This is a genomic window from Novosphingobium sp. CF614 (assembly GCF_900113255.1).
GTDB lineage: Bacteria > Pseudomonadota > Alphaproteobacteria > Sphingomonadales > Sphingomonadaceae > Novosphingobium.
In genome coordinates, this window is the sequence record NZ_FOOR01000016.1 from 1 (window position 1) to 20,988 (window position 20,988).

Here is a 20,988-nt window from a genome sequence, read left to right on the forward strand (position 1 = left end):
CGCAATGAAACGCTGCGTGCGATCAAACGGCTCGGGCGCACTATCTGGAAGAAGTGGAGCGGCTATCATCGCCGCAGCCTCGTCGAAACGAAAATACACTGCTTCAAGCTGCTCGGTCAGCGCGTCATGGCGCGCACCTTCGATCGTCAGATAACCGAGCTCAAAGTCCGTGCCGCAATCCTCAATCGCTTTTCGCAAATCGGAACGCCCAATACAGTCCGCGTCGGGTAGTAATCCCAAATAAAGGATGATTCAGACCCATCTCGAGTTGTGCAACAAAGCCGTTCCAAACCGTCAGGCCGCGTTAGCGACCTGAACCAGCCGCTTTGAGCGGCTCACATCGTAAAGCCCCCGGCTCTGCCGGGGGATACTTACTCAATGCGCCCATACGGAAACGGGCAGCTTTCGCTACCCGTATAGCTCATTACATATACTTGAAATATTGGTCGGGGAGACAGGATTCGAACCTGCGACATCCTGCTCCCAAAGCAGGCGCGCTACCGGGCTGCGCTACTCCCCGACACTTCAGGCGTGGTCCGTGGAGGTGGAACTGAAGGCCACCTCACCGGCCCATGACGGATACTCGGGATCGCGGAGCGGTCTCAAGTACGGGGTTCCCTTTAACGTTTCCGACATCGCAGGCAAGGGCCATCAGCGGTTGGGTGCCAGTTCTGCGCGCTTGCTGTTCGCTTCGGCATCGGCGGAGCGGGCGGGTTGGCCTTCATTCTGCAAGGTTCTCCAAGTTGCCCGTGTCGATCGAGGCCACCGCGGACTTGAGTTCGTCGATGCTGCCGGCGGAGCCTTCGGCCTCGACCAGGAAGCGGTTGCCGACCATGTGTCCGAACTTGCCGCTCTGGCTGGAATTGTTCCACGCCTCGGTCTGCATCTGGCCGTCGACGGTGCCGGTCTTCTCGTAACCGTCGGCGTCTTCCCTCGATTGCTCGACCCCCATCGCCGCGCCCATGCCGGCAATCGCGCCCAGGCCATGGAGATCGGCGACGCGCAAGGTGAAGCTCCTGTCGCCGGCGGTGTACTTCGCTTGCGCCGAAGTGCCCATGGGGCCCGCGCCCACGGTTTCGAGCGCGGTGCGGGCATAAGGGCCGATGGCTTCGGGCAGCAGGCCCTTGAGGCTGTCCGCCGCCACGGCCTTGGTCTTTCCGTTGGCCGCGTCTTCAAGCTGCTTGTTCATGGCATCGAGCTTGCCGACATCGACCGTGCCGACCCCGGGCACCGACACGCTGCCTTCGACCCGTTCGTGATCGGCGGGCGAGAACATCGCGGGCGCGGCGAACAGGCCCACCATCGACGCGGTGAGGGCCGATGCGAGGATTCCGAGAACGAGCGCGCAGACCACGGTGACCGCCGTGAAGCCCACCGCCTTGTCTTCCGGCACTTTCATCAGCACCGGCGCCCCTGCATAGAACAGGTAGAGGCTGTAGAGGCCGACGATCCCCAGCACCGAGAGCGCCGGGACAAGGCTGAAGACGCCCGCGACCCAGCCCGCCGTCATGCTGCATGCCACCAGCTTGAACGCGCCAGCCTTGTTCGCGGTCCCCGAGAATTTCGGCGCCAGGAAGTTGGTGATCCAGGCCAGCACGAAGACGCCGATCAGGGCCATCACGTAGCTCACGATCGCGGTGGTAAGCCCGGTCACCAGCCCCGGGCGGTAGCGCACGAACAGCGCGCCGTAGCCGAAAAGCTGCCCGCCCACCAAGGCGGCGAGTGGGCCGATCGCGGCCAGCGGAAGGACGTAACCCTTGAGAACGGCTCCCGGGGGCGTGGTCTCGGCGGCGATTACCGGCCATTCCTCCTTCGGTTTCAGCAGGATTGCCTTGACCCGCTCGACGATGGGCTTTTGCCCGGCGATTCCGTTGTCCATGTCCTCTCCCTCCATGGCACGCATCCCTTTGCCCGAGTGAACCACAAGTTCGCGGGTTTGGCCAGCGCGGCGTCGCGTTTCCCCGGCTTTATGGCGCGCCGTTCTTGATCCCGCCTGGAAAGCGGACATATCCTCCGGGCATGGCTTTCGCTCCCTTCGTTCCGCTTCGCATCTTCTCCAGCTTCACCATGCTGGACGGGGCGATCGATCCGAAGGCCGCCGCCAAGCTGACCAAGGAACGCAAGTTTCCCGCGGCCGCGATCTGCGATCGCAACGGCCTCTATGGCGCGCCGACCTTTGCCGGAGCGTGCAGGGGGGCAGGGGTGCAGCCGATCATCGGCACGTTCCTGGCCGTGGCAAGGCCCCAGCGAGGCGGAGCGGCGCCGGGGCAGGAGCCGCCGATCGACTGGCTGGCGCTGTTCGCGCAGAGCGAGGCCGGCTGGCTCAATCTCTGCCATCTCGTCAGCCGCGCGCATCTCGATCGGCCGCTGGAGTTCGATCCGCATGTCGAACTGGACGACCTGCGCGGGCATGCCGACGGGCTGATCTGCCTCACCGGCGGTCATGAGGGCGCGCTGGCGCGGCTCTATGCGCAGGGCCGGCACGAGGCGGCGGAAAGCTATTGCGACAGTTTGCGGGCGCTGTTCGGCGACCGGCTCTACATCGAGATCACCCGCACCGGAGAGCCCGAGGAGGACGAGAGCGAGGAGGATCTGATCGCACTGGCCTATCGGCACGACATCCCGCTGGTGGCCAGCAACCCGGCCCAGTTCGCCGAGAAGCATTTCCACGCCGCGCACGATGCCATGCTGTGCATCGCCAATTCGACCCATGTCGATGCCGCCGAGCGGCCGCGCTCCAGCTCCGAACGCTGGGTCAAGCCGGCCGGGGCCATGGAGGAGCTGTTCGCCGACCTGCCCGAGGCGCTGGCGAATACCCTCGTCATCGCCCGGCGCTGCGCCTATGCGCCGCCCAAGCGCAAGCCCTTGCTGCCCAGCCTTGCCGGCGACCGCGAGGGCGAGGCGCGGATGCTGGCCGGCGACGCGCGCGCGGGCCTGGCCAAGCGCCTCGCGCCCTATTGGCCGGACGCCGCCGAGCAGGACCTTGCCGAAGCGCTGGCGCTGGAGGGAGAGGAGCGCAAGGCCGCCTACGCAATCCTGCGCGAAAAAGGCGTTGGAGAGGACTTCCTCGAATATGCCGATCGTCTGGACTTCGAAATCCAGATCATCATCGGGATGGGCTTTCCCGGCTACTTCCTGATCGTTGCCGACTTCATCAAGTGGGCCAAGGACAATGGCATTCCAGTGGGGCCTGGCCGCGGTTCGGGCGCCGGCTCGCTGGTGGCCTGGTCGCTGACCATCACCGATCTCGACCCGCTGCGGCTCGGCCTGCTGTTCGAACGCTTCCTCAACCCGGAACGCGTCTCGATGCCCGACTTCGACATCGACTTCTGCGAAACCCGGCGGGGCGAAGTGATCCGTTACGTGCAGGGCAAGTACGGGCACGACCACGTCGCCCAGATCATCACCTTCGGCAAGATGAAGGCGCGCGCGGTGCTGCGCGACTGCGGGCGCATCCTGCAGATGAGCTATGGCCGGGTCGACAGCCTGTGCAAGATGGTGCCCAACCATCCCACCGATCCCTGGACGCTCGACCGCGCGCTCAACGGCGCCGCCGATTTCCGCCGCGAGTACGATACCGACCCCGAGGTGAAGCGGCTGGTCGACCTGGCGGTCCAGCTGGAAGGCCTGCCGCGCAATTCCTCGACCCATGCGGCCGGTGTCGTCATCGGCGACCGCCCGCTGGCACAGCTGATCCCGCTTTACCGCGATCCGCGCTCGGACATGCCGGTGACCCAGTTCGACATGAAATATGTCGAGGACACCGGGCTGGTGAAGTTCGACTTCCTCGGCCTCAAGACGCTGTCGGTGCTGCGCAAGGCCTGCGACCTGCTGGAGCGGCGCGGCGTCTCGATCGACCTGTCGACGCTGGGGTGGGACGATCCTGCCGTTTACGAACTGCTCAAGCGCGGCGATACCGTCGGCGTGTTCCAGCTCGAATCGGAAGGCATGCGCCGCACCCTGGCGGCCGTGAAGCCGACCAACTTCGGCGACATCATCGCGCTGGTTTCGCTCTATCGCCCGGGTCCGATGGACAACATCCCGCTGTTCGGCCGCCGCAAGAACGGGCTGGAGGCGATCGAGTACCCGCATGAGAAGCTGGCCGGCATCCTGGGCGAGACTTACGGCATCTTCGTCTACCAGGAACAGGTGATGCAGGCAGCGCAGATCCTGGCCGGCTATTCGCTGGGCGACGCCGACCTGCTGCGCCGCGCGATGGGCAAGAAAGTCCAGGCCGAGATGGATGCCCAGCGCCAGCGCTTCGTCGATGGCTGCAAGGCGGTATCCGGTATCGACAAGGCCAAGGCCAACGAACTGTTCGACTTGATCGACAAGTTCGCCGGCTATGGCTTCAACAAGTCGCACGCTGCCGCCTATGCGCTGCTGGCCTATCACACCGCGTGGTTCAAGGCGCACTATCCGCATGAATTCTACGCCGCCGCGATGTGCTTCGACATGCACCAATCGGAAAAGCTGGCGATCTTCGTGGACGACATGCGCCGCAACGGCATTGAACTCGCGGCGCCCGATATCAACATGTCCGAGGCCGAGTTCATCGTCGAGGAGACGCCGGACAGCCATGCGGTGCGCTATGCGCTCGCGGGCATCCGCAATGTCGGCGAAAAGGCGATGGACGCGATCGTCGCCGAGCGCGAGGCCAATGGCCGCTTCGCCAACCTTGATGACCTGTTTCGCCGCGCGCCCGCCGGTTCGATGAATCGCCGCCAGCTCGAAAGCCTGGCCGCCGCCGGCGCGTTCGATTGCCTGGAGCCGAACCGCGCCAGGATTCTCGCCAGCGCCGACATCCTGCTGGCCGAGGCGGACCGGTCCTCGCGCGAGCGCAACAGCGACCAGCACGGCCTGTTCGGCGGGGAGGAGCATGTCGAACAGGGCCTGCGCCTTGTCGACTGCCCGCCGTGGAGCCGCGCGGACCAGATGGCCAAGGAGCGCGAGAACTTCGGCTTCTACTTCGCCGCGCACCCGGTGGAGCAGTTCCGCGCGGTGGCTTCGGCCAATGGCGCGCGTACCCATGCCAGCCTGATCCTGGGCGGGGGCGGCGGGGGGCGCACCGGCGCGGTCATGGCGGCGATGGTGGAGAACGTGCAGAAGCGCAAGACCCGCAAGGGCAAGGACTTCGTGATGGCCGACTTCTCCGATCAGTCGGGCAATTTCTCCGCCTCGTGCTTCGAGGAGAGCCTGGTCGAGAGTTTCGTGAAGTGGGCCAGAGAGGGGGTCTGCGTGCTTCTCAACGTCGAGCTGGACAGCCCCAGCGCCGATGAGCCCCCGCGCGTCACCGTGCGCGGCGCGCGGCCTCTTGCCGAAGTCAAGGCCGACGCGCGCATGGTGCTGCGGCTCGATATCGACCGGGTCGAGGCGGTGCAGGAACTGGCGCTGCTGATGCGGCCGGGCGCCAAGGGCTGCGGTGAAGTGATCGCCACCCTGCACCTGGGCGACGGTCGCCAGCAGCAGGTCCGCCTGGGGCGCGACTTCGCGCTTGACGGCGACTTTGCCGAACGGCTGGCGTCCGTCGCCGGGTTGTCCAATATTTCGCTGACCGCCCGCCGCGGCGCGGAGCACTTGCGGCTGGTCGCCTGAACGCGAATCGCGTGGAGGGCGAAGGGCCCGAAATCCGAATCGAGACCGGCCGCATCGAGCGCGTCGAAGGACCTGGCCAGGGCGATTTGAGCCTGCGCTGGATTGCTTCGGCGGCTTTGCCGCCTCGCGGGCGACGAGGGATAAGATGAGTCTCCGCTTCAAAGGACTTGGCATAGCGGGACGAATCTTGGACGCGATGCCCCGGTCAAATCCCCAACGACAATTGACCGTCCAACGCGGGGCGCTGGAAGGCCGTGCAATCGAGCGCGATTTGCGGTCCGCCGATGCCCAGGCGCTGCGCGGCGACCCGGAAGCGGCGGCGGAACAAGTCCGCCCAGACCCCGTCCGGTCTCATCCGGGTGAAAAAGTCCGGATCGTTGTCACGTCCGCCGCGTATGGAGCGGATGGTGGCCATGACTTTCCCCGCGCGATCCGGGAAATGGGTTTCCAGCCATTCGCGGAACAGCGGCGCGACTTCGTGGGGCAGGCGGATGATGATCCAGGTCGCCGCCCGGACACCCTGCGCGGCCGCCTCGGCGAGGATGGTTTCCAGGAAGCTGTCGGTGATCGAGGGGATGACCGGCGCGATCGAGACGTGGACGGGGACGCCGGCGGCGGCCAAGCGCCCCAGCGCGGCGATCCGTTTCGCCGGCGCGCTGGTGCGCGGCTCCAGCAGGCGCGAAAGGCTGGGATCGAGGCTGGTGATCGAAATCCCGACGGCGACAAGATCGCGGCGGGCCATTTCCTCCAGCAGGTCGAGATCGCGCAGCACCCGGTCGGACTTGGTGGTGATGGTTACCGGGTGCCGTGTCTCCAGGCACAGTTCGAGCACCCGGCGGGTGATGCGGTAACGTCCCTCGATCGGCTGGTACGGATCGGTGTTGGTGCCCATGGCGATCGGCGCGGGCCGGTAGCCGGGCTTGGCCAGCGTCTCGCGCAGGAGCCGCGCGGCGGCGGGCTTGGCGAACAGCCTGGTCTCGAAGTCGAGCCCGGGGGAAAGGTCGTGATAGGCATGGGTCGGCCGCGCGAAACAGTAGATGCAGCCATGCTCGCAGCCGCGATAGGCGTTGATCGAACGATCGAAGGGAATGTCGGGCGACTTGTTGAAGGACAGGATCGAACGGGGATGTTCCTCGGTTACGGTGGTGGCCGGATTGCGCCGTGGTCCGTCGACGATCCCGGCGTTGTCCAGCCAATCCCCGTCGGCCTCTTTCGCGGGCAAGTTGAAGCGGGCGCTTCCGGCGCTGCTTGCAGTTCCTCTGCCTTTGACCGCTTTCATCGGGCTATTTGAACATAAAGGGAACAAAAGTCAAATCGAACGCGCGGCGATCGCGATCCTGCCGGATCGCGGGCTTGCGTCCGGTGCGGACTGGACAATGGCGAAAAAGCGCCCATATCCGGCCCGACAAGGAGCCCTGAAGGAGGCAGCCGCGATGACCGACAAGATCCAGCTCACCGATGCCGAATGGCGCGAGAAGTTGGGCCCGGAGCAGTATCACGTCCTGCGCGAGGCGGGGACCGAGCGGGCTTTCACCGGCAAGTACGAGAAGAACAAGCAGGAAGGCATGTACTATTGCGCCGGCTGCGGCGCGCCCCTGTTCTCCTCGGAGACGAAGTACGATTCCGGCTCCGGCTGGCCGAGCTATACCGCGCCGGTGGGCGAGGACGCCGTCGACGAGCACCGCGACATGTCGCACGGCATGCTCCGCACGGAAGTGACCTGCGCGAAATGCGCCGGGCATCTCGGCCACGTGTTCCCCGATGGTCCGGGGCCCACGGGCATGCGTTACTGCATCAACAGCGCCTCGCTGGATTTCAAGCCGAAGGCGTGAGGCCGTCGGTCCCGGCTCGCGCTCCGCGCCGTGCCGGGAACCGTTAACCTCGGGTTACAAATCGCGGTGCAAGGTGTAGGAAGCCACCGGACCTGCCTGTCCGCTAGAGGGGTTTGCACCTAACACATGGCCAAGAATTCCGGCCCGAACCGCAAGTCGAGCGGTCTTTCCTCCCAACCCGTCAAGAAGCCCCTATGGCGCCGTGCCTTGCGCGGGGCCATGATCTGGGGGTTCGCGCTCGCGCTGCTGGGCGCGATCTTCCTTGGCACCGCCGTGTTCTTCACCGAGCGCGAACTGCCCGACTACAACGCGCTCAAGAGCAGCCAGAACGGGCAGATGATCGTGGTGCGCGCGCGGGACGGTTCGGAGCTGGTCTCGCTGGGGCCGAGCTATGGCAAGTGGCTGCCTTACGACCAGATCCCGCAAGTGATGAAGGACGCCATGGTCTCGGTCGAGGACCGGCGTTTTCGCGACCATCCCGGGGTCGATCCGATCGGCCTGATGCGCGCGGTCTATGTCTCGCTGACGACGGGCGGCCGGGCCAAGGCGACATCGACGATCACCCAGCAGCTGGCGCGCAACGTCTTCCTCAACAACAGCCGCTCGATGGGTCGCAAGGCGCGCGAGGCGGTGCTGGCCCTCGCGCTGGAACGCAAGTTCAGCAAGGATCAGATCCTCGAGCTGTACCTGAACAAGGTCTATTTCGGCGGCGGCGCCTACGGCATCGATGCGGCCAGCCGCAAGTTCTTCGGCCACCCCGCGACCGGTCTTTCGACGGCTGAGGCGGCGATCATCGCCGGGCTCGTCAAGGCGCCCTCCAACTACTCGCCCACCGCCGATGTCGACGCCGCGATCGAGCGCGGCAAGGTCGTGCTCTCGCTGATGGCGCGGGCGGGTGTCATCACCCCGGCCGAGGCGGACGAAATCGACTTGTCGCAAGTCAAGATCGCCAAGGAAAAGGGCCAGAACTCGGTCCGCTACTTCACCGACTGGACGCTGCCCCAGCTCGATACGCTGCTGCCCGAAACCAGCGAGCCGATCGAGGTCTGGACCACGCTCGATCCCGCCATGCAGAAGGCGGCAACTGCCGCGATCGACGCCAACGTGCCCAAGGGCACCCAGGGCGCGCTGGTCAGCCTCGATCGCGACGGCGCGGTGCTGGCGATGGTCGGCGGCACCGACTACGTCAATTCCAACTACAACCGCGCCACCAACGCCGTGCGTCAGCCCGGCTCGGCCTGGAAGCTGTTCGTCTACCTCGCCGCGCTGGAGGCGGGCTATACCCCCAGCGACCGGGTGGTCGACGAGCCGGTGACCATCGATGGCTGGAGCCCGCAGAATTCCGGCCGCAATTTCGCGGGCGAGATCGACGTGCGCACCGCCTTCGCCTATTCGAAGAACACCATCGCCGCGCAGCTCGGCAACGAGGTCGGCTTCGGCACCGTCGCCAGCATGGCGCGCCGCTTCGGCATCACCACTGCGATCAACACCAAGCCGGCGATGGTGCTGGGCACTTCCGAAGTGCGCCTGATCGACATGACGCGCGCCTTTGCCGCGGTCTCGGCCGGCGGCACCTCGGTCGAGCCCTACGGCATCACCAAGGTCACGACCCAGGACGGCGACGTGCTCTATCAGCACAAGTCGGTGCAGGGCCAGGTCCTGGTGCCGCACTACGTCGCCGCCGGGATCACCGACCTGCTGCAGACCGCCGTCGCTACCGGAACCGGACGCGCCGCGCAGATCGGCCGGCCGGTGGCGGGCAAGACCGGCACCACCACCTCGAACAAGGACGGCTGGTTCCTGGGCTTCTCGAGCGGTATCACCACCGGCGTGTGGATGGGCCGCGACGATGCCAGGGCCGTGTCCGGCCTGTCGGGCGGCCATGCCCCGGCGCGGGCCTTCGCGGACTACATGAAGGTGGCGGTCGCCCGGCGCCCGGTCGAACAGTTCGACACCAAGCTCCAGCTTCCCGAATGGCAGCTCGAGCCCGACGACGAACAGCTCCAGGGCAATCCGGACGATTACTACTACGTCGATGAGAACGGGAACCTGGTGAAGCCGGGCAGTGGCACGACACCCGACGATCAGCCGCGCTACGAAGACGGCAGCGTCGGCCCCGGACCGGGCCCCGGATCGGCGCAGGTCCCGGACTACGGCCCGCCGGCGGCGGCCGGCAACGACTTCCTCGACCGGGCGACGGGCAAGGGCGGCTCTGCACAGGACCCGGGATTGAGGACGGGGCAGGGAGTGGGCACGCCCACGCCGCGAATCTCGCCGACCCCGCGCCCATCGCCGACGCGCTCGCCCGCGGGCGTTCCCTGAGGAAGGCGGGCGGCGTGCCATCGGCGTGATGGCACCCGCTTGAAATTTTGACAAATTCCATCATCCCGAACCTGATCCGGGATCGGTGGCTGTGTCTACGGGCAGCCCCCCTGCCAAACGAAAGCGCCCGCCGGAGTGATCCGGCGGGCGTCTCGTCTCGCGGGTTCGGTGCGGTCAGCGCAGGCGGACGGGCACGAAGATGGGGGACTGGCCGCGCGGCTGGACGCGCAGCAGGATCGCCGAGCGGCCGTCGGCCTGGGCGGCCTTGACGGCTGCTTCGAGTTCGGCCTTCGAATTGAGGTCCTGGCCATTGGCCGAAAGGATGATAAAACCGCGCGCAAAGCCCTTCTGGCCGGCATCCGAGCTGGGATCGACGGCGACGATGACGAGCCCCTTGGTGCCATCCGAGACGCCGAGCTGGCGGGCGATCTGCGGTGTCAGCGCGGCGACCGACATGCCCAGCGATTTCTCCACCAAGCCCTGCTGTTGCTGCGCGGGAGGATTGTTGAAGGCATCGCTGTCCTGCTCGTTGTCGGGGTTGAACGACTGCTGCAGTTCTTCATCGCTCGGGCGCTTGGCGACTGTGGCGCTGACCGTCATCCTGCGGCCGTTGCGGATCAGTTCGACCGGAACCCGGCTGCCCGGCGCGATATTGGCCACCAGGAAGGACAGGGTCTGGTCGCGGGTGACTTCCTTGCCGCTCACCTTGAGGATCACGTCGCCCGCCTGGATTCCGGCCTTGGCGGCGGCGCCGTCCGGCTCGACGGCCTGGATGAACTCGCCCTTGTTGTGCTCGATGCCGAGCGAATCGGCGAGGTCCTCGTTGAGTGGCTGGATACGCACGCCCAGGTATCCGCGCTCGATCGCCTCACCCTTGATGAGCTTCTGCACGATCGGGGCGGCGGTCTCCGCGGGAATCGCGAAGCCGATGCCGACGCTGCCGCCGGTGGGGGAGAAGATCGCGTTGTTGATGCCGATCACCTGCCCGTTCATGTCGAACATCGGGCCGCCCGAATTGCCGCGGTTGATGGCGGCGTCGGTCTGCAGGTAGCGGTCGTAGGCACCGCCCGCGCCGGTATTGCGGTAGACCGCGGAAATGATGCCCGAGGTCACCGTGCCGCCCAGGCCGAACGGGTTGCCGATGGCGATGATCCAGTCGCCGACCCGCGCATTCGAGGAATCGCCGAACTTCACGAACGGCAACGGCTTGCTGGCGCTGATCTTGAGCACCGCCAGGTCCGATGCGGCATCCTTGCCGATCAGCTTGGCCGGATACTCGTCACCGTCGGCCATGGTGATCGTAATCGATTCCACCTCGCCCTTGCCGTCGGCGGTGATGACATGATTGTTGGTCACCACATAGCCGTCGGCCGAGATGATGAATCCCGAACCCAGCGACTGCGCCTCGCGGGTTTGCGGACCGCCGTTGCCTCCCGGGCCGCCTCCGAAGAGGCCTTCGAACGGTGTGCCGGCGAAGGGATTGTTGGCCTGCACCTGCACGCGCTGGCGGGTGGAGATGTTGACGACCGCCGGTGCCAGCTGCTGCGTCAGGTCAGCGAAGCTGGCCGGCGCGCCGGCGCGCGGAACCACCTTCGATATCTGGCTCGCCTCGTTCTGGGCGACTTGCGCTCCTGCGGGATAGCCGGTCGCCAGCGTAAGGGTCGCGCCCCCGAGCAGGAGCGCCGTCGTAAATCCATAAGCATATCGCACGGGCTTCACGTCCTCTGATTCCTCCATTGTGATGGTGCCACCGCACCATCCATCCGACCCCGGTCCGATTGAAGCGCCGATGGCTTAACCGGATTTGAATGGCGCCGGCGTTGCGCCCCCATTTTCCGCCATGTCGGCCTGGTCATGGCTCCCTGAAGTGCTTCAGGTAGGTATTGTCCGGGGACAGCAGAATGGTCTTGCCCGTCGCATCCTTGGCGAACGACACGCTATAGCTCTGCATGGCCCGGTAGAAGTCGTAGAAGGCGGGGTCCTTGCCGAAGCTGTCGGCATAAGTCTTGGAAGCCTGGGCCTCGGCATCGGCGCGGATGATCTGGGCGTCGCGCTGGCCTTGCGCACTGATCGTCTTGGCTTCTTCCTGGCGTGCGGCTTCCATGCGGGCGAAGGCGCTGGCGAGCGCCCCTTCGGGCAGGTCCGCGCGCTTGATCCGCACGTCGACGATCTGGGCGCCATATTCGCGCGCCTCGCGGTCGAGAAGGTCGCGGATGTTCTCCATCGCCTTGCCGCGCTCGGCGGTCAGCAGCGACTGGAACGTGCGCTTGCCCAGTTCCTGGCGCACGACCGAGGACAGGATCGGCTCGAGCTGTTCGGTCACGCGTTCGGTGGTGCCGGCGGCCTGGACCATCTTCACCGGATCGACGATGCGATAGCGCGCGAAGGCATCGACGTTCAGGCGTTGCTGGTCGGTCGAGAGCACCTGCTGCTGCTGCATGTCGACCGAGAGCAGGCGCTTGTCGATGCGCTGTACGCGCTCGTAGCCGGGAATGCGCATGTGGATGCCCGCGTCGGTCGCGCCGAACGGCGCTCCGGCGATGTATTCGTTGTAGACGCGATTGGGCTTGCCCGCCCGGATCACGACCGCCTGTTCATCTTCCGGAACGATGATGACGCTCATCATCAGGGCGATGACGACCACGCCCGCCGCGATGCAGGCGGCCTTGTAGTCCTGCCAGATATTACCCATCACTGGCCTTCCTTCGGGTCGACGGTTACCGTTGCCGTGTCTCCGCCGGTCGGGGCGGAACGGCGTCTCACTTCCGCAAGCGGCAGATAGGACGTTACGCCCGGAGCGTCTGCGATGACGGTATCGTTATCGCGCAGGACCCGTTCCATCGTTTCGTAATACATCCGGCGCTTGGTCACCTCGGGAGCCAGCTTGTACTGCTCGTAGACCTTGTCGAAAGAAGCGGCGTTGCCCTGGGCCTGGGCCAGGAGCTGCTGCGCCCAGGCGCGCGCTTCCGAGCGGTCGCGCTCGGCTTCCTGCTGGGAGACCGTGACTTGTTCGAAGGCGGCCTTGGTCTTGGCCGGCGGGTCGGCCTTCTTGATCTCGACGCCCTGGATGGCGACGCCCGCCTTGTAGTAATCGAGGATGCGCTGCATGCGCTCGCGCACGTCCAGCTCCAGCCGGGCGCGGCCGGCACCGGAGAGCGCGTCATTGAGGGAGACTTGCGCGATCGAGGCGCGCATCGCCGCCTCCGCCACCTCGCTCACCGTTTCCGACGGATCGGCCAGGCGGAACGTGTAGTCCTTCAGGTCCTTGATGTTCCAGCGCACGATATAGCTGAGATCGACGAGATTCTTGTCGCTCGTCAGCATCAGCTTTTCGTTGTCGTTGTCCGGGATCATGTCGACGTTGAACGAGCGCACGTCCTGCACTTCGACATTTTCGATCGGCCAGGGCAGCGTCGCGCTGATGCCGGAATCGATGATGCGCGAAAACTTGCCGAAGCGCGTGACGATGCCCTGTTCCTTGGGGCCGAGCATGTGGAAGCTGGTCAGCACCACGAGCGCGGCGAGCGCGGCACCGATGCCGAGCGGCAGCCACGACTTGCCATCCGGCCGGCGCGGCAAGCGTGGAAAGCCGCCTCCTGGGCCGCGCGGACCGCCGCCCGGCCGGCGCGGGTCGCGGCTGCGGAAAATATCCTCGATGCTGGCGGAACGGCGCGGCGGGGCATCGCCGCTGGGCAGCCATGGGTTGCGCGGGCCCTTGTTCTCGCCATCACCCTTGCCGGTGGGAGCGTCGGTTCCCTCGTCGCCCTGGCCATGGTTGTCTCCGTCGGGCTCCGCCTCGTCCCCGCTTTTGCCTGCGCTGCCGCCCTTGCCGCCGCCCTTGCCGCCACCCCACGGGCTGTTGCGTCCGGCCATCGCCAGGCCCGCGCGCATGCTCATGATTGCATCACCGATCGCTTTCATGGCGCTATCTATAGGTACGCCCATTGCAAAATACAGGGCCTCTCTTGCCCTTTTTCCCCGGCTGGGCCACCTGAGCGCCGAAGTCGCCGACATGCACGCGGCCTGGAGATCGCATGACCAACGACACCGCTGACCGACCGGGCGACCGACTGAAAGCCCTGCTTCCGCCGCAGACCTCCGCCCGGGTGCAGTCGGTGCGGCTGGCCGAGGGGCGGGCGACGCTGGTGCTCGACGCGACCGGGCTTGCCGCGCCCGCGCGCGGCGCGCTCGAAGCCGAGATCACGGATGCGCTGAAAGGCGCGCCCGGCGTCGCCGAAGTGCGCGTGGCGATGACGGCGGACAAGCCGGTCCGCAGGATCATCGCGGTGGGTTCGGGCAAGGGCGGGGTCGGCAAGTCCACCGTTGCCGCCAACCTGGCGGTTGCCCTGGCGCGCGCGGGGCGCAAGGTCGGCCTCGTCGATGCCGATATCTACGGTCCCTCGCAGGCGCGGCTGCTGGGCACCGAAGGGCGGCGGCCGGTGGCCCATGACAGCCGGCTGGTTCCGATCGAGAGCCGCTGGGGCGTGCCGGTGCTCTCGATGGCGCACTTGTCGGAACCCGGCCAGGCGATCGCCTGGCGCGGGCCGATGGCCTCCGGCGCGTTGACGCAGCTGCTCGAAGGGCATTGGGATCATGCCGAGATCCTGGTGGTGGACCTGCCCCCCGGCACCGGCGATATCCAGCTGACCATGTTGCAGAAGTTCAAGCCGGCGGGCGCGGTGATCGTCTCCACCCCGCAGGACCTCGCCTTGATGGACGCCACCCGTGCCGCCGAACTGTTCACCAAGGGCGGCGTGCCGGTGATCGGCGTGATCGAGAACATGGCCGGCTATGCCTGCCCGCATTGCGGCGAGGTGAGCGATCCCTTCGGCAGCGGCGGCGCCGAAGCAGCCGCGCGCGACATGGGCGCGGCTTTCCTCGGCCGCATCCCGCTCGATATCACGATCCGCCGCGAAGGCGATGCCGGTACGCCCACGGCCGCCGGCGATGGGCCGCAGGCCAGGGCTTTCGCCGATCTGGCGCGCAAGGTCGCGGACTGGCTGGACCAGGGCTGATGGCCGTCACGCGCCGCGGCATTCTGATCGGGGCGCTTGCCGGGGGAGGGCTCGTCCTCGGTTATTTCCTGCGGCCGCGCCGCTTCCCGTTGCCGCTCCAGCCGGGCAGCGGCGAATTCGCCTTCGATGCCTGGATCAAGATCGGCACGGACGGCGTCGTCTCGGTGGCGGTGCCGCAAGTCGAGATGGGGCAGGGCGTGACGACGCTGCTTCCGCAAGTCGTCGCCTACGAACTCGGTGCCGACTGGCGGCAGATGGCGGTCGAGCCGGCGCCGGCCAGCGCGCTCTATGCCAATTTCGCGCTTGCCGCGCGCTGGGCACCGCTGTGGCTGCCGCTGTTGCCCTCGCTGGCCGAGGATCCCGACGGCGTGATTACCCGCCGCTGGGCCGAGGATCGCCGTTTCAACGCCACGGCCGATGGCATGTCGCTCGCCGCCTACGAAGCCCCGGCGCGCGCGGCCGCCGCTTCGGCGCGCGCCATGCTGATGCAGGCGGCCGCCGCCCGCTGGAACGTCGCCTGGGAGGAATGCGACGCGAAGGAAGGCTTTGTCGTCCACCAGGGCGCCAAGGAGGCCCGCCGCCTGCCGTTCGGCGCCCTGGCGGAGGAGGCCGCTGCCTTCGCGCCGCCGTCCCCCCCGCCGCTGCGCGTCGACGCCATGGCCGAGAACCCGGACGAGTTCCCGCCCGGCGCGTCGCTGCGCTACCCCCGGCTCGACCTGCCTTCCAAGGTGGACGGCTCCTGGACATTCGCGGGCGACGTGCGTCTGCCCGGCATGGTCCATGCCGCGATCCGTCACGCACCGCTTGGCGCCAGCGTCTCGTTGGCTTCGCTCGACGAGGATGCGGCGAAAGGGACGAAGGGCTTCCTGCGGGCGGTGAAGGGGGAAGGCTGGGTGGCCGCCGTCGCGCGCGACTGGTGGACGGCGGAGACGGCGCTTGCCCGCATGGCGCTGCGCTTCAAGGTCGCGGCCGGTATCGAGAGCGGCGATGTCGACGATGCGATGGACCAGGCCATGCGCACCGGCACGGCGCACCGCGTTCACGCGGCGGGCGACATGGAGGTGATCGAAGGCGCCCTGCCGCTGCAATTGCGCTACGCGGTCGCGCCGGCCGTGCACGCCACGATCGAGACCGCCAGCGCCACCGCGCGGCTGGGCCCGGGGCGCCTCGAGCTCTGGATCGGCACCCAGGCGCCCGAAGCGGCGCGCGCGGCGGCGGCGCGCGCGATCGGGATCGATGTGTCGAACGTGGTGCTCTATCCGATGCCGCTCGGCGGCAGTTTCGATCGGCGGCTCGAATCCGGCCATGCGGCGGAAGCCGCGATCCTGGCGAAGGAGGTGGGGCGGCCGGTCCAGCTCACCTGGTCACGGTGCGAGGAGATGCGCGCCGGCCTGCCGCGTACGCCGGTCGTGGCCGTCATGGCGGCCCGGCCCGATACCGAGGGCGGGGTAGCCGGCTGGCGCGCGCGCGTGGCCATGCCGGCGACAGCGCTGGAATTCGGCCGGCGCCTGTTCGGCCGCGACACACCCGCTGAAGCGATCGCGGCGGTCGCCGGCAAGGACGATCCCCTCGCGCTCGAAGGCGCCGTTCCGCCATATGACATTCCCAGCGTCGCGATCGACCACGTGCCGGCCAGGATCGCGCTGCCCACTGCGCGGTTGCGGGGCAATGCCCATGGCTACACCGCCTTCTTCAACGAGAGCTTCGTGGACGAACTGGCGCACAAGGCGGGCCGCGAGCCGCTGTCCTATCGGATGGCGATGCTGGGCAAGGACCCGCGCCTCGCCGAATGCCTGCAACGCGCCGCCGCGCTGGCGCAGTGGGGCGGCGGCGGGGACAACAGCGGGCAGGGCATCGCCTGCCACGTCATCGGCGGCCGGAATGGCGCAGGGGGCCGGATCGCCGTCGTCGCCAGCGCCCGGCGCGACGAGAATGGGGTGCGGGTGGACCGGTTGAGCGCGGTTGCCGATATCGGCCGGATCGTCAATTTCGACATCGCGCGCCAGCAGGTGGAGGGCGGGCTGGTCTTCGGTCTCGGCATCGTGCTGGGGTGCTCGGTGGGCTATCAGGGCGGACGCCCCGACAGCGAGCGGCTTGCCGGGCTGGGCCTGCCGGTGCTGGCCGACTGCCCCGCGATCGAGGTCGAATTCGTCCGGAGCGCGGCCGATCCCGCCGACCCCGGCGAACTCGGCGTGGCGGCGGTGGCGCCCGCCGTCGCCAACGCGCTGTTCTCGGCGACAGGGCTGCGGTTCCGTCGCCTCCCGCTTTTCGCCGAGGAATTGTGATGCCGCCGCCTGAACTGCCGCCCGAACCGCCGTCCGATCATCCCCCCCTCGCGACCGGGGGCGTCGGCGTGCTGCTCGTCAACCTTGGAACGCCCGACGCGCCGACCCCGGCCGCCGTGCGCCGCTATCTCGCGGAGTTTCTTTCCGATCCGCGCGTGGTGGAGATCCCGAGGCTGGTCTGGAAACCGATCCTGCACGGGGTGATCCTGCGCACGCGTCCGGCGAAGTCCGCCCGGGCCTATGCGCAAGTCTGGACCGATCAAGGCTCTCCGCTCGCGGCGATCACCGCCGGGCAGGCGCACGGCCTGCATGAGAGGCTGGGCGAGAGATTGGGCGCGGGCGTGCACGTCGACTGGGCGATGCGCTACGGCAATCCCTCGATCCCCGCGAAGCTGCGGGCGATGAAGGATGCCGGCTGCGAGCGTATCCTGGTGGCGCCGCTCTATCCGCAATATTCGGGCGCGACGACCGCCTCGGTGATGGATAGCCTGCATGCGGCGCTGCGCGCGATGCGCTGGCAACCGACGCTGCGCACGCTGCCGCCCTATCATGACGATCCGGCCTACATCGCCGCGCTTGAAGAGGACATCGCCGCGCAGGTCCGGGCTTTGGATTTCGTGCCCCAGGTCCTGCTGCTTTCCTATCACGGGATGCCGGAACGCACGCTGCATCTCGGCGACCCCTACCACTGCCATTGCCGCAAGACGTCGCGCCTGCTCGGGGAACGGCTGATGAAGCGCCTGCCGGGGGTACGGATCGAGACCAGCTTCCAGTCGCGCTTCGGCCGCGCGAAGTGGCTGGAGCCCGCGACCGAGGCGGTGCTGACACGCGAGGCGCAGGCCGGCACCCGGCGCCTCGCCGTGGCGGCACCGGGGTTTTCCGCCGATTGTGTCGAGACGCTGGAGGAACTGGCGATCCGCGGGCGCGAGGTGTTCGAAGGCGCTGGCGGTGAACGCTATGCGGTGCTGGCCTGCCTCAATGACCGGGCTCCCGGCATGGCCATGCTCGAAACGCTGGTCAGGCGTGAGCTGGCGGGTTGGCGGGGGTGAGGATTACAGCAATTTAACCGCGCGGAACGGGTTTGAAATCTTGATTTGATCCATCTTTGTTCTAATATTGTTCATGCAAGAGTGAACGGAGGCGGAACAAATGCGCGACACGGATTTCACGCGGCAGGACTTCACCTATTCGGCGTCGGCGGCTTCCGGGGCGACCGCGAGTGGTGGGCCGGCGGTGACCCTCTCGATTTTCGCCGACCGCGCGCATTTGCGCGCGCTCATGCAGGATGATGCGCAGGCGGCCGGCCTCACGATCTCCGCGGCAGGGTCGTTGTCGGATCTGCTGGATGGCGATGCCCGGCCGCTTGGGGATGTCGTGCTCGTCGATTGTCCGCTGGTCGATGCGCGGGCGCTTGCGGCACTGGCGCGGCTGGACTTGCGCGCCGCGCGCTGCGAGGCGCGGCTGATCGTCTCCACCAGCGTCGATGCGCTTGACGAGGTGTTCGCGTGCATGGACCTGTCGGCGCCGGTGCTGCTGGTCGATCCCAACCGCGCGGAGCGCGTGATCGCGCTCGGCCAGGTGTTGGCGGGCTTTCCTTCGGCGCGGCTGCGCGAACTCTCGGACGATGATCGGCTGATGCTGCTGCGGCTCTCCGAACAAGTCGGGCAGATCGCCGGGCGGATCGAACGGCTCACGCCGGATGAAAAGCACGTCAAGGATGCGCGGATGAGCGCTTTCCGCTTCGCCGAGGATACCGCCGAGCGCTTGAGCGAGGGGCTGGGCGGGATGGCGGCGAGCGGGCGACGCTCCGTCCGCCCGGCGCTTCCCGATGCGCGGCTGGTCCGCAAGATCATTCGCCAGCGCCAGCAGCGTGCCCGCTATTTCGACGCCGGGCTGTTTGCCGATCCGGCCTGGGACATGCTGCTCGATCTCACGGCGGCGCGGGTCGAGCACAAGCGGGTTTCCGTCACCTCGCTGTGCATCGCTTCCGGTGTTCCGCCCACCACGGCGCTGCGCTGGATCGGGCAGATGATCGACGCCGGCCTGTTCCAGCGGGTCTGCGACGACAGCGACCGCCGCCGTGCCTTCATCGAACTTACCGAAAAGGCGGCGGATGCCATGGCCCGCTACTTCGCGGATATCTTCTGACCGTTTCCGTTCTCGGCGCTTCCCCGGGGCACGCCGGCGCATCGCTGCCCAGGAATATTCAAGCCGCGAAGGGGTTTAGGCCGTAAATGCGTCGGGTGGTCTTATATCAACGCAGGTTGATATTACGGCTCCATTCTCTTCCAGCTTTTCGTCTTTCTTCGGTGGAGGGAAGAGAGACCGGGCGAATCAGGTTCATCGAATCCGGTATGGCGGAGATGATGGCAGGATCGATCAGGGTCATCGGGTAAAGCGGCTTTGCAAAATCGGGCTACCGGCGCTATGGCGCGCGCCTTGTTTTCTGTCCGGCGCGGGCCGGAACGCGGGAGTATTCGAAGTGGCTAGCAATTGGACCCCGGATGGCTGGAAAGCGCACGAAGCGCGCCACCTTCCGGTATATGGCGATGAGGCGAAGCTGGGCGAGGTGGAAGCCACGCTCGCGAAGTTCCCGCCGCTGGTCTTTGCCGGCGAGGCGCGCGAACTGAAGAAGGACCTTGCCGAAGTGGCGGCCGGTCGCGGTTTTCTGCTCCAGGGCGGGGACTGCGCCGAGAGCTTCGCGGAGTTCCATGCCGACAACATCCGCGATACGTTCCGCGTGCTGCTGCAGATGGCGGTGGTGCTGACTTTCGCCAGCAAGCAGCCGGTGGTGAAACTGGGCCGCATGGCGGGCCAGTTCGCCAAGCCGCGCTCCGCGCCCACCGAGAAATCGGCCGGCATGGAACTGCCCAGCTATTTCGGCGACATCATCAACGGCATCGAGTTCGATCCCGAGACGCGCCGCAACGATCCGGAGCGGATGCTGCGCGCCTATGGCCAGTCGGCGGCGACGCTCAACCTGCTGCGCGCTTTCGCGCACGGCGGCTATGCCAACTTGCGCCAGGTCCACCAATGGACGATGGACCATATCGACCGCAGCCCCTGGGGCGAAAAGTTCGCGCAGATGGCCGACCGCATCGGCGAGGCGCTGGACTTCATGGCCGCGTGCGGCGTCGATCCCACCACCGTGCCGCAGTTGCAGGGCACCAGCTTCTACACCAGCCACGAGGCGCTGCTGCTCCCTTACGAGCAGGCGCTGACCCGCCGCGATTCGCTGACCGGCGACTGGTACGACTGTTCCGCGCACATGCTGTGGATCGGCGACCGCACCCGCTTCGAGGGTTCGGCGCATGTCGAGTTCCTGCGCGGCGTCGGCAATCCGATCGGCATGAAGTGCGGGCCTTCGCTGGAGGCGGACGCGCTGCTGCGCATGCTCGACACGCTCAACCCGGCGCGCGAGCCGGGCCGCATGACGCTGATAAGCCGCTTCGGTCATGACAAGGTCGAGGACGGGCTGCCCAGGCTGGTGCGCGCGGTGAAGCGCGAAGGGCATCCGGTGGTCTGGTCGTGCGATCCGATGCACGGCAACGTCATCAAGGCCGACAGCGGCTTCAAGACCCGTCCGTTCGAGCGCATCCTGTCCGAAGTGCGCGGCTTCTTCGCGGTTCACCGCGCGGAAGGGACGCATGCCGGCGGCATCCATGTCGAGATGACCGGCCAGGACGTGACCGAGTGCACTGGCGGCGCCATCGCCATCACCGACGAGGCGCTGGCCGACCGCTACCACACCCATTGCGACCCGCGCCTCAACGGCGCGCAGTCGATCGAACTCGCCTTCGAGATGGCGGACCTGCTCAACCTGGAAGCGACCGAGCGGCACAAGCAGGCGGCGTAATAGCCACCGTTCGAGCAAGCGGCCCGTCATTCCCGCGAAGGCGGAGCCATCTCCCGCGGGGCCGGCGCCAAGCAAGGCCCGGG

General features: G+C 67.2%; 14 protein-coding genes, 1 tRNA gene and 1 pseudogene. 9 read left to right on the forward strand and 7 right to left on the reverse strand.

Features of this window, described 5'->3' with window-relative positions; genetic code table 11:
- Positions 1-231 (forward strand): annotated as a pseudogene (locus BM052_RS14745) (IS5/IS1182 family transposase); the annotation flags it as partial.
- 212 nt (positions 232-443) lie between these two features.
- Here BM052_RS14745 and BM052_RS14750 read toward each other — a convergent pair.
- Positions 444-520: transfer RNA gene (locus BM052_RS14750), tRNA-Pro, on the reverse strand.
- Between the two features lie 201 nt (positions 521-721).
- Positions 722-1,879: a Yip1 family protein gene (locus BM052_RS14755; RefSeq protein WP_091148215.1), complete on the reverse strand. Its 1,158-nt coding sequence runs from the start codon at positions 1,877-1,879 to the stop codon at positions 722-724.
- 140 nt (positions 1,880-2,019) lie between these two features.
- Here BM052_RS14755 and dnaE point away from each other — a divergent pair, with 140 nt between their 5' ends.
- Positions 2,020-5,595: a DNA polymerase III subunit alpha gene (gene dnaE / locus BM052_RS14760; RefSeq protein WP_091148123.1), complete on the forward strand. Its 3,576-nt coding sequence runs from the start codon at positions 2,020-2,022 to the stop codon at positions 5,593-5,595.
- 205 nt (positions 5,596-5,800) lie between these two features.
- Here dnaE and BM052_RS14765 read toward each other — a convergent pair whose 3' ends face one another.
- Positions 5,801-6,874, reverse strand: coding sequence for a PA0069 family radical SAM protein (locus BM052_RS14765; protein WP_091148125.1), 1,074 nt, complete (start codon positions 6,872-6,874; stop codon positions 5,801-5,803).
- 154 nt (positions 6,875-7,028) lie between these two features.
- On the opposite strand from BM052_RS14765, the gene msrB reads away from it, so the two are divergent.
- Both msrB and BM052_RS14775 read left to right on the forward strand, forming a co-directional pair.
- Positions 7,029-7,427 carry a peptide-methionine (R)-S-oxide reductase MsrB gene (gene msrB, locus BM052_RS14770; protein ID WP_091148217.1) on the forward strand — a complete coding sequence of 133 codons (399 nt, stop codon included), beginning with the start codon at positions 7,029-7,031 and terminating at the stop codon, positions 7,425-7,427.
- A 126-nt stretch (positions 7,428-7,553) separates the two neighbouring features.
- Positions 7,554-9,749: a transglycosylase domain-containing protein gene (locus tag BM052_RS14775; protein ID WP_091148127.1), complete on the forward strand. Its 2,196-nt coding sequence runs from the start codon at positions 7,554-7,556 to the stop codon at positions 9,747-9,749.
- Between the two features lie 174 nt (positions 9,750-9,923).
- On the opposite strand, the gene BM052_RS14780 is transcribed toward BM052_RS14775, so the two are convergent.
- From BM052_RS14780 to hflK, 3 genes are all read right to left on the reverse strand, one after another.
- Positions 9,924-11,486 (reverse strand): Do family serine endopeptidase, encoded by a 1,563-nt coding sequence (locus BM052_RS14780; protein WP_091148128.1) that lies wholly within the window; start codon positions 11,484-11,486, stop codon positions 9,924-9,926.
- Between the two features lie 115 nt (positions 11,487-11,601).
- Complete coding sequence (gene hflC / locus BM052_RS14785) at positions 11,602-12,441, reverse strand: protease modulator HflC (RefSeq protein ID WP_091148129.1); 840 nt, start codon at positions 12,439-12,441, stop codon at positions 11,602-11,604.
- Positions 12,441-13,622 (reverse strand): protease modulator HflK, encoded by a 1,182-nt coding sequence (gene hflK / locus BM052_RS14790; RefSeq protein ID WP_091148218.1) that lies wholly within the window; start codon positions 13,620-13,622, stop codon positions 12,441-12,443. The genes hflC and hflK overlap by 1 nt, the downstream gene beginning before the upstream one ends.
- Positions 13,623-13,783: 161 nt before the next feature.
- Here hflK and BM052_RS14795 point away from each other — a divergent pair, with 161 nt between their 5' ends.
- The 4 genes from BM052_RS14795 to BM052_RS14810 all read left to right on the forward strand — a co-directional run bounded on the left by BM052_RS14795 (position 13,784) and on the right by BM052_RS14810 (position 19,197).
- Positions 13,784-14,764 carry an Mrp/NBP35 family ATP-binding protein gene (locus BM052_RS14795; protein WP_091148130.1) on the forward strand — a complete coding sequence of 327 codons (981 nt, stop codon included), beginning with the start codon at positions 13,784-13,786 and terminating at the stop codon, positions 14,762-14,764.
- Entirely contained in the window at positions 14,764-17,049 is a 2,286-nt protein-coding gene (locus BM052_RS14800; protein WP_091148132.1) for a molybdopterin cofactor-binding domain-containing protein, read from the forward strand. The genes BM052_RS14795 and BM052_RS14800 overlap by 1 nt, the downstream gene beginning before the upstream one ends.
- Entirely contained in the window at positions 17,049-18,098 is a 1,050-nt protein-coding gene (gene hemH, locus BM052_RS14805; protein WP_091148133.1) for a ferrochelatase, read from the forward strand. The genes BM052_RS14800 and hemH overlap by 1 nt, the downstream gene beginning before the upstream one ends.
- A gap of 100 nt (positions 18,099-18,198) precedes the next feature.
- Positions 18,199-19,197, forward strand: coding sequence for a helix-turn-helix domain-containing protein (locus BM052_RS14810; RefSeq protein WP_091148135.1), 999 nt, complete (start codon positions 18,199-18,201; stop codon positions 19,195-19,197).
- A 106-nt stretch (positions 19,198-19,303) separates the two neighbouring features.
- On the opposite strand, the gene BM052_RS20280 is transcribed toward BM052_RS14810, so the two are convergent.
- Positions 19,304-19,438 (reverse strand): hypothetical protein, encoded by a 135-nt coding sequence (locus tag BM052_RS20280; RefSeq protein ID WP_255406174.1) that lies wholly within the window; start codon positions 19,436-19,438, stop codon positions 19,304-19,306.
- A 93-nt stretch (positions 19,439-19,531) separates the two neighbouring features.
- Between BM052_RS20280 and BM052_RS14815 the strand changes: the two genes are divergently transcribed.
- On the forward strand, positions 19,532-20,905 hold the full coding sequence (locus tag BM052_RS14815) for a class II 3-deoxy-7-phosphoheptulonate synthase (RefSeq protein ID WP_091148136.1): 1,374 nt from the start codon (positions 19,532-19,534) through the stop codon (positions 20,903-20,905).
- Positions 20,906-20,988: the final 83 nt, after the last annotated feature.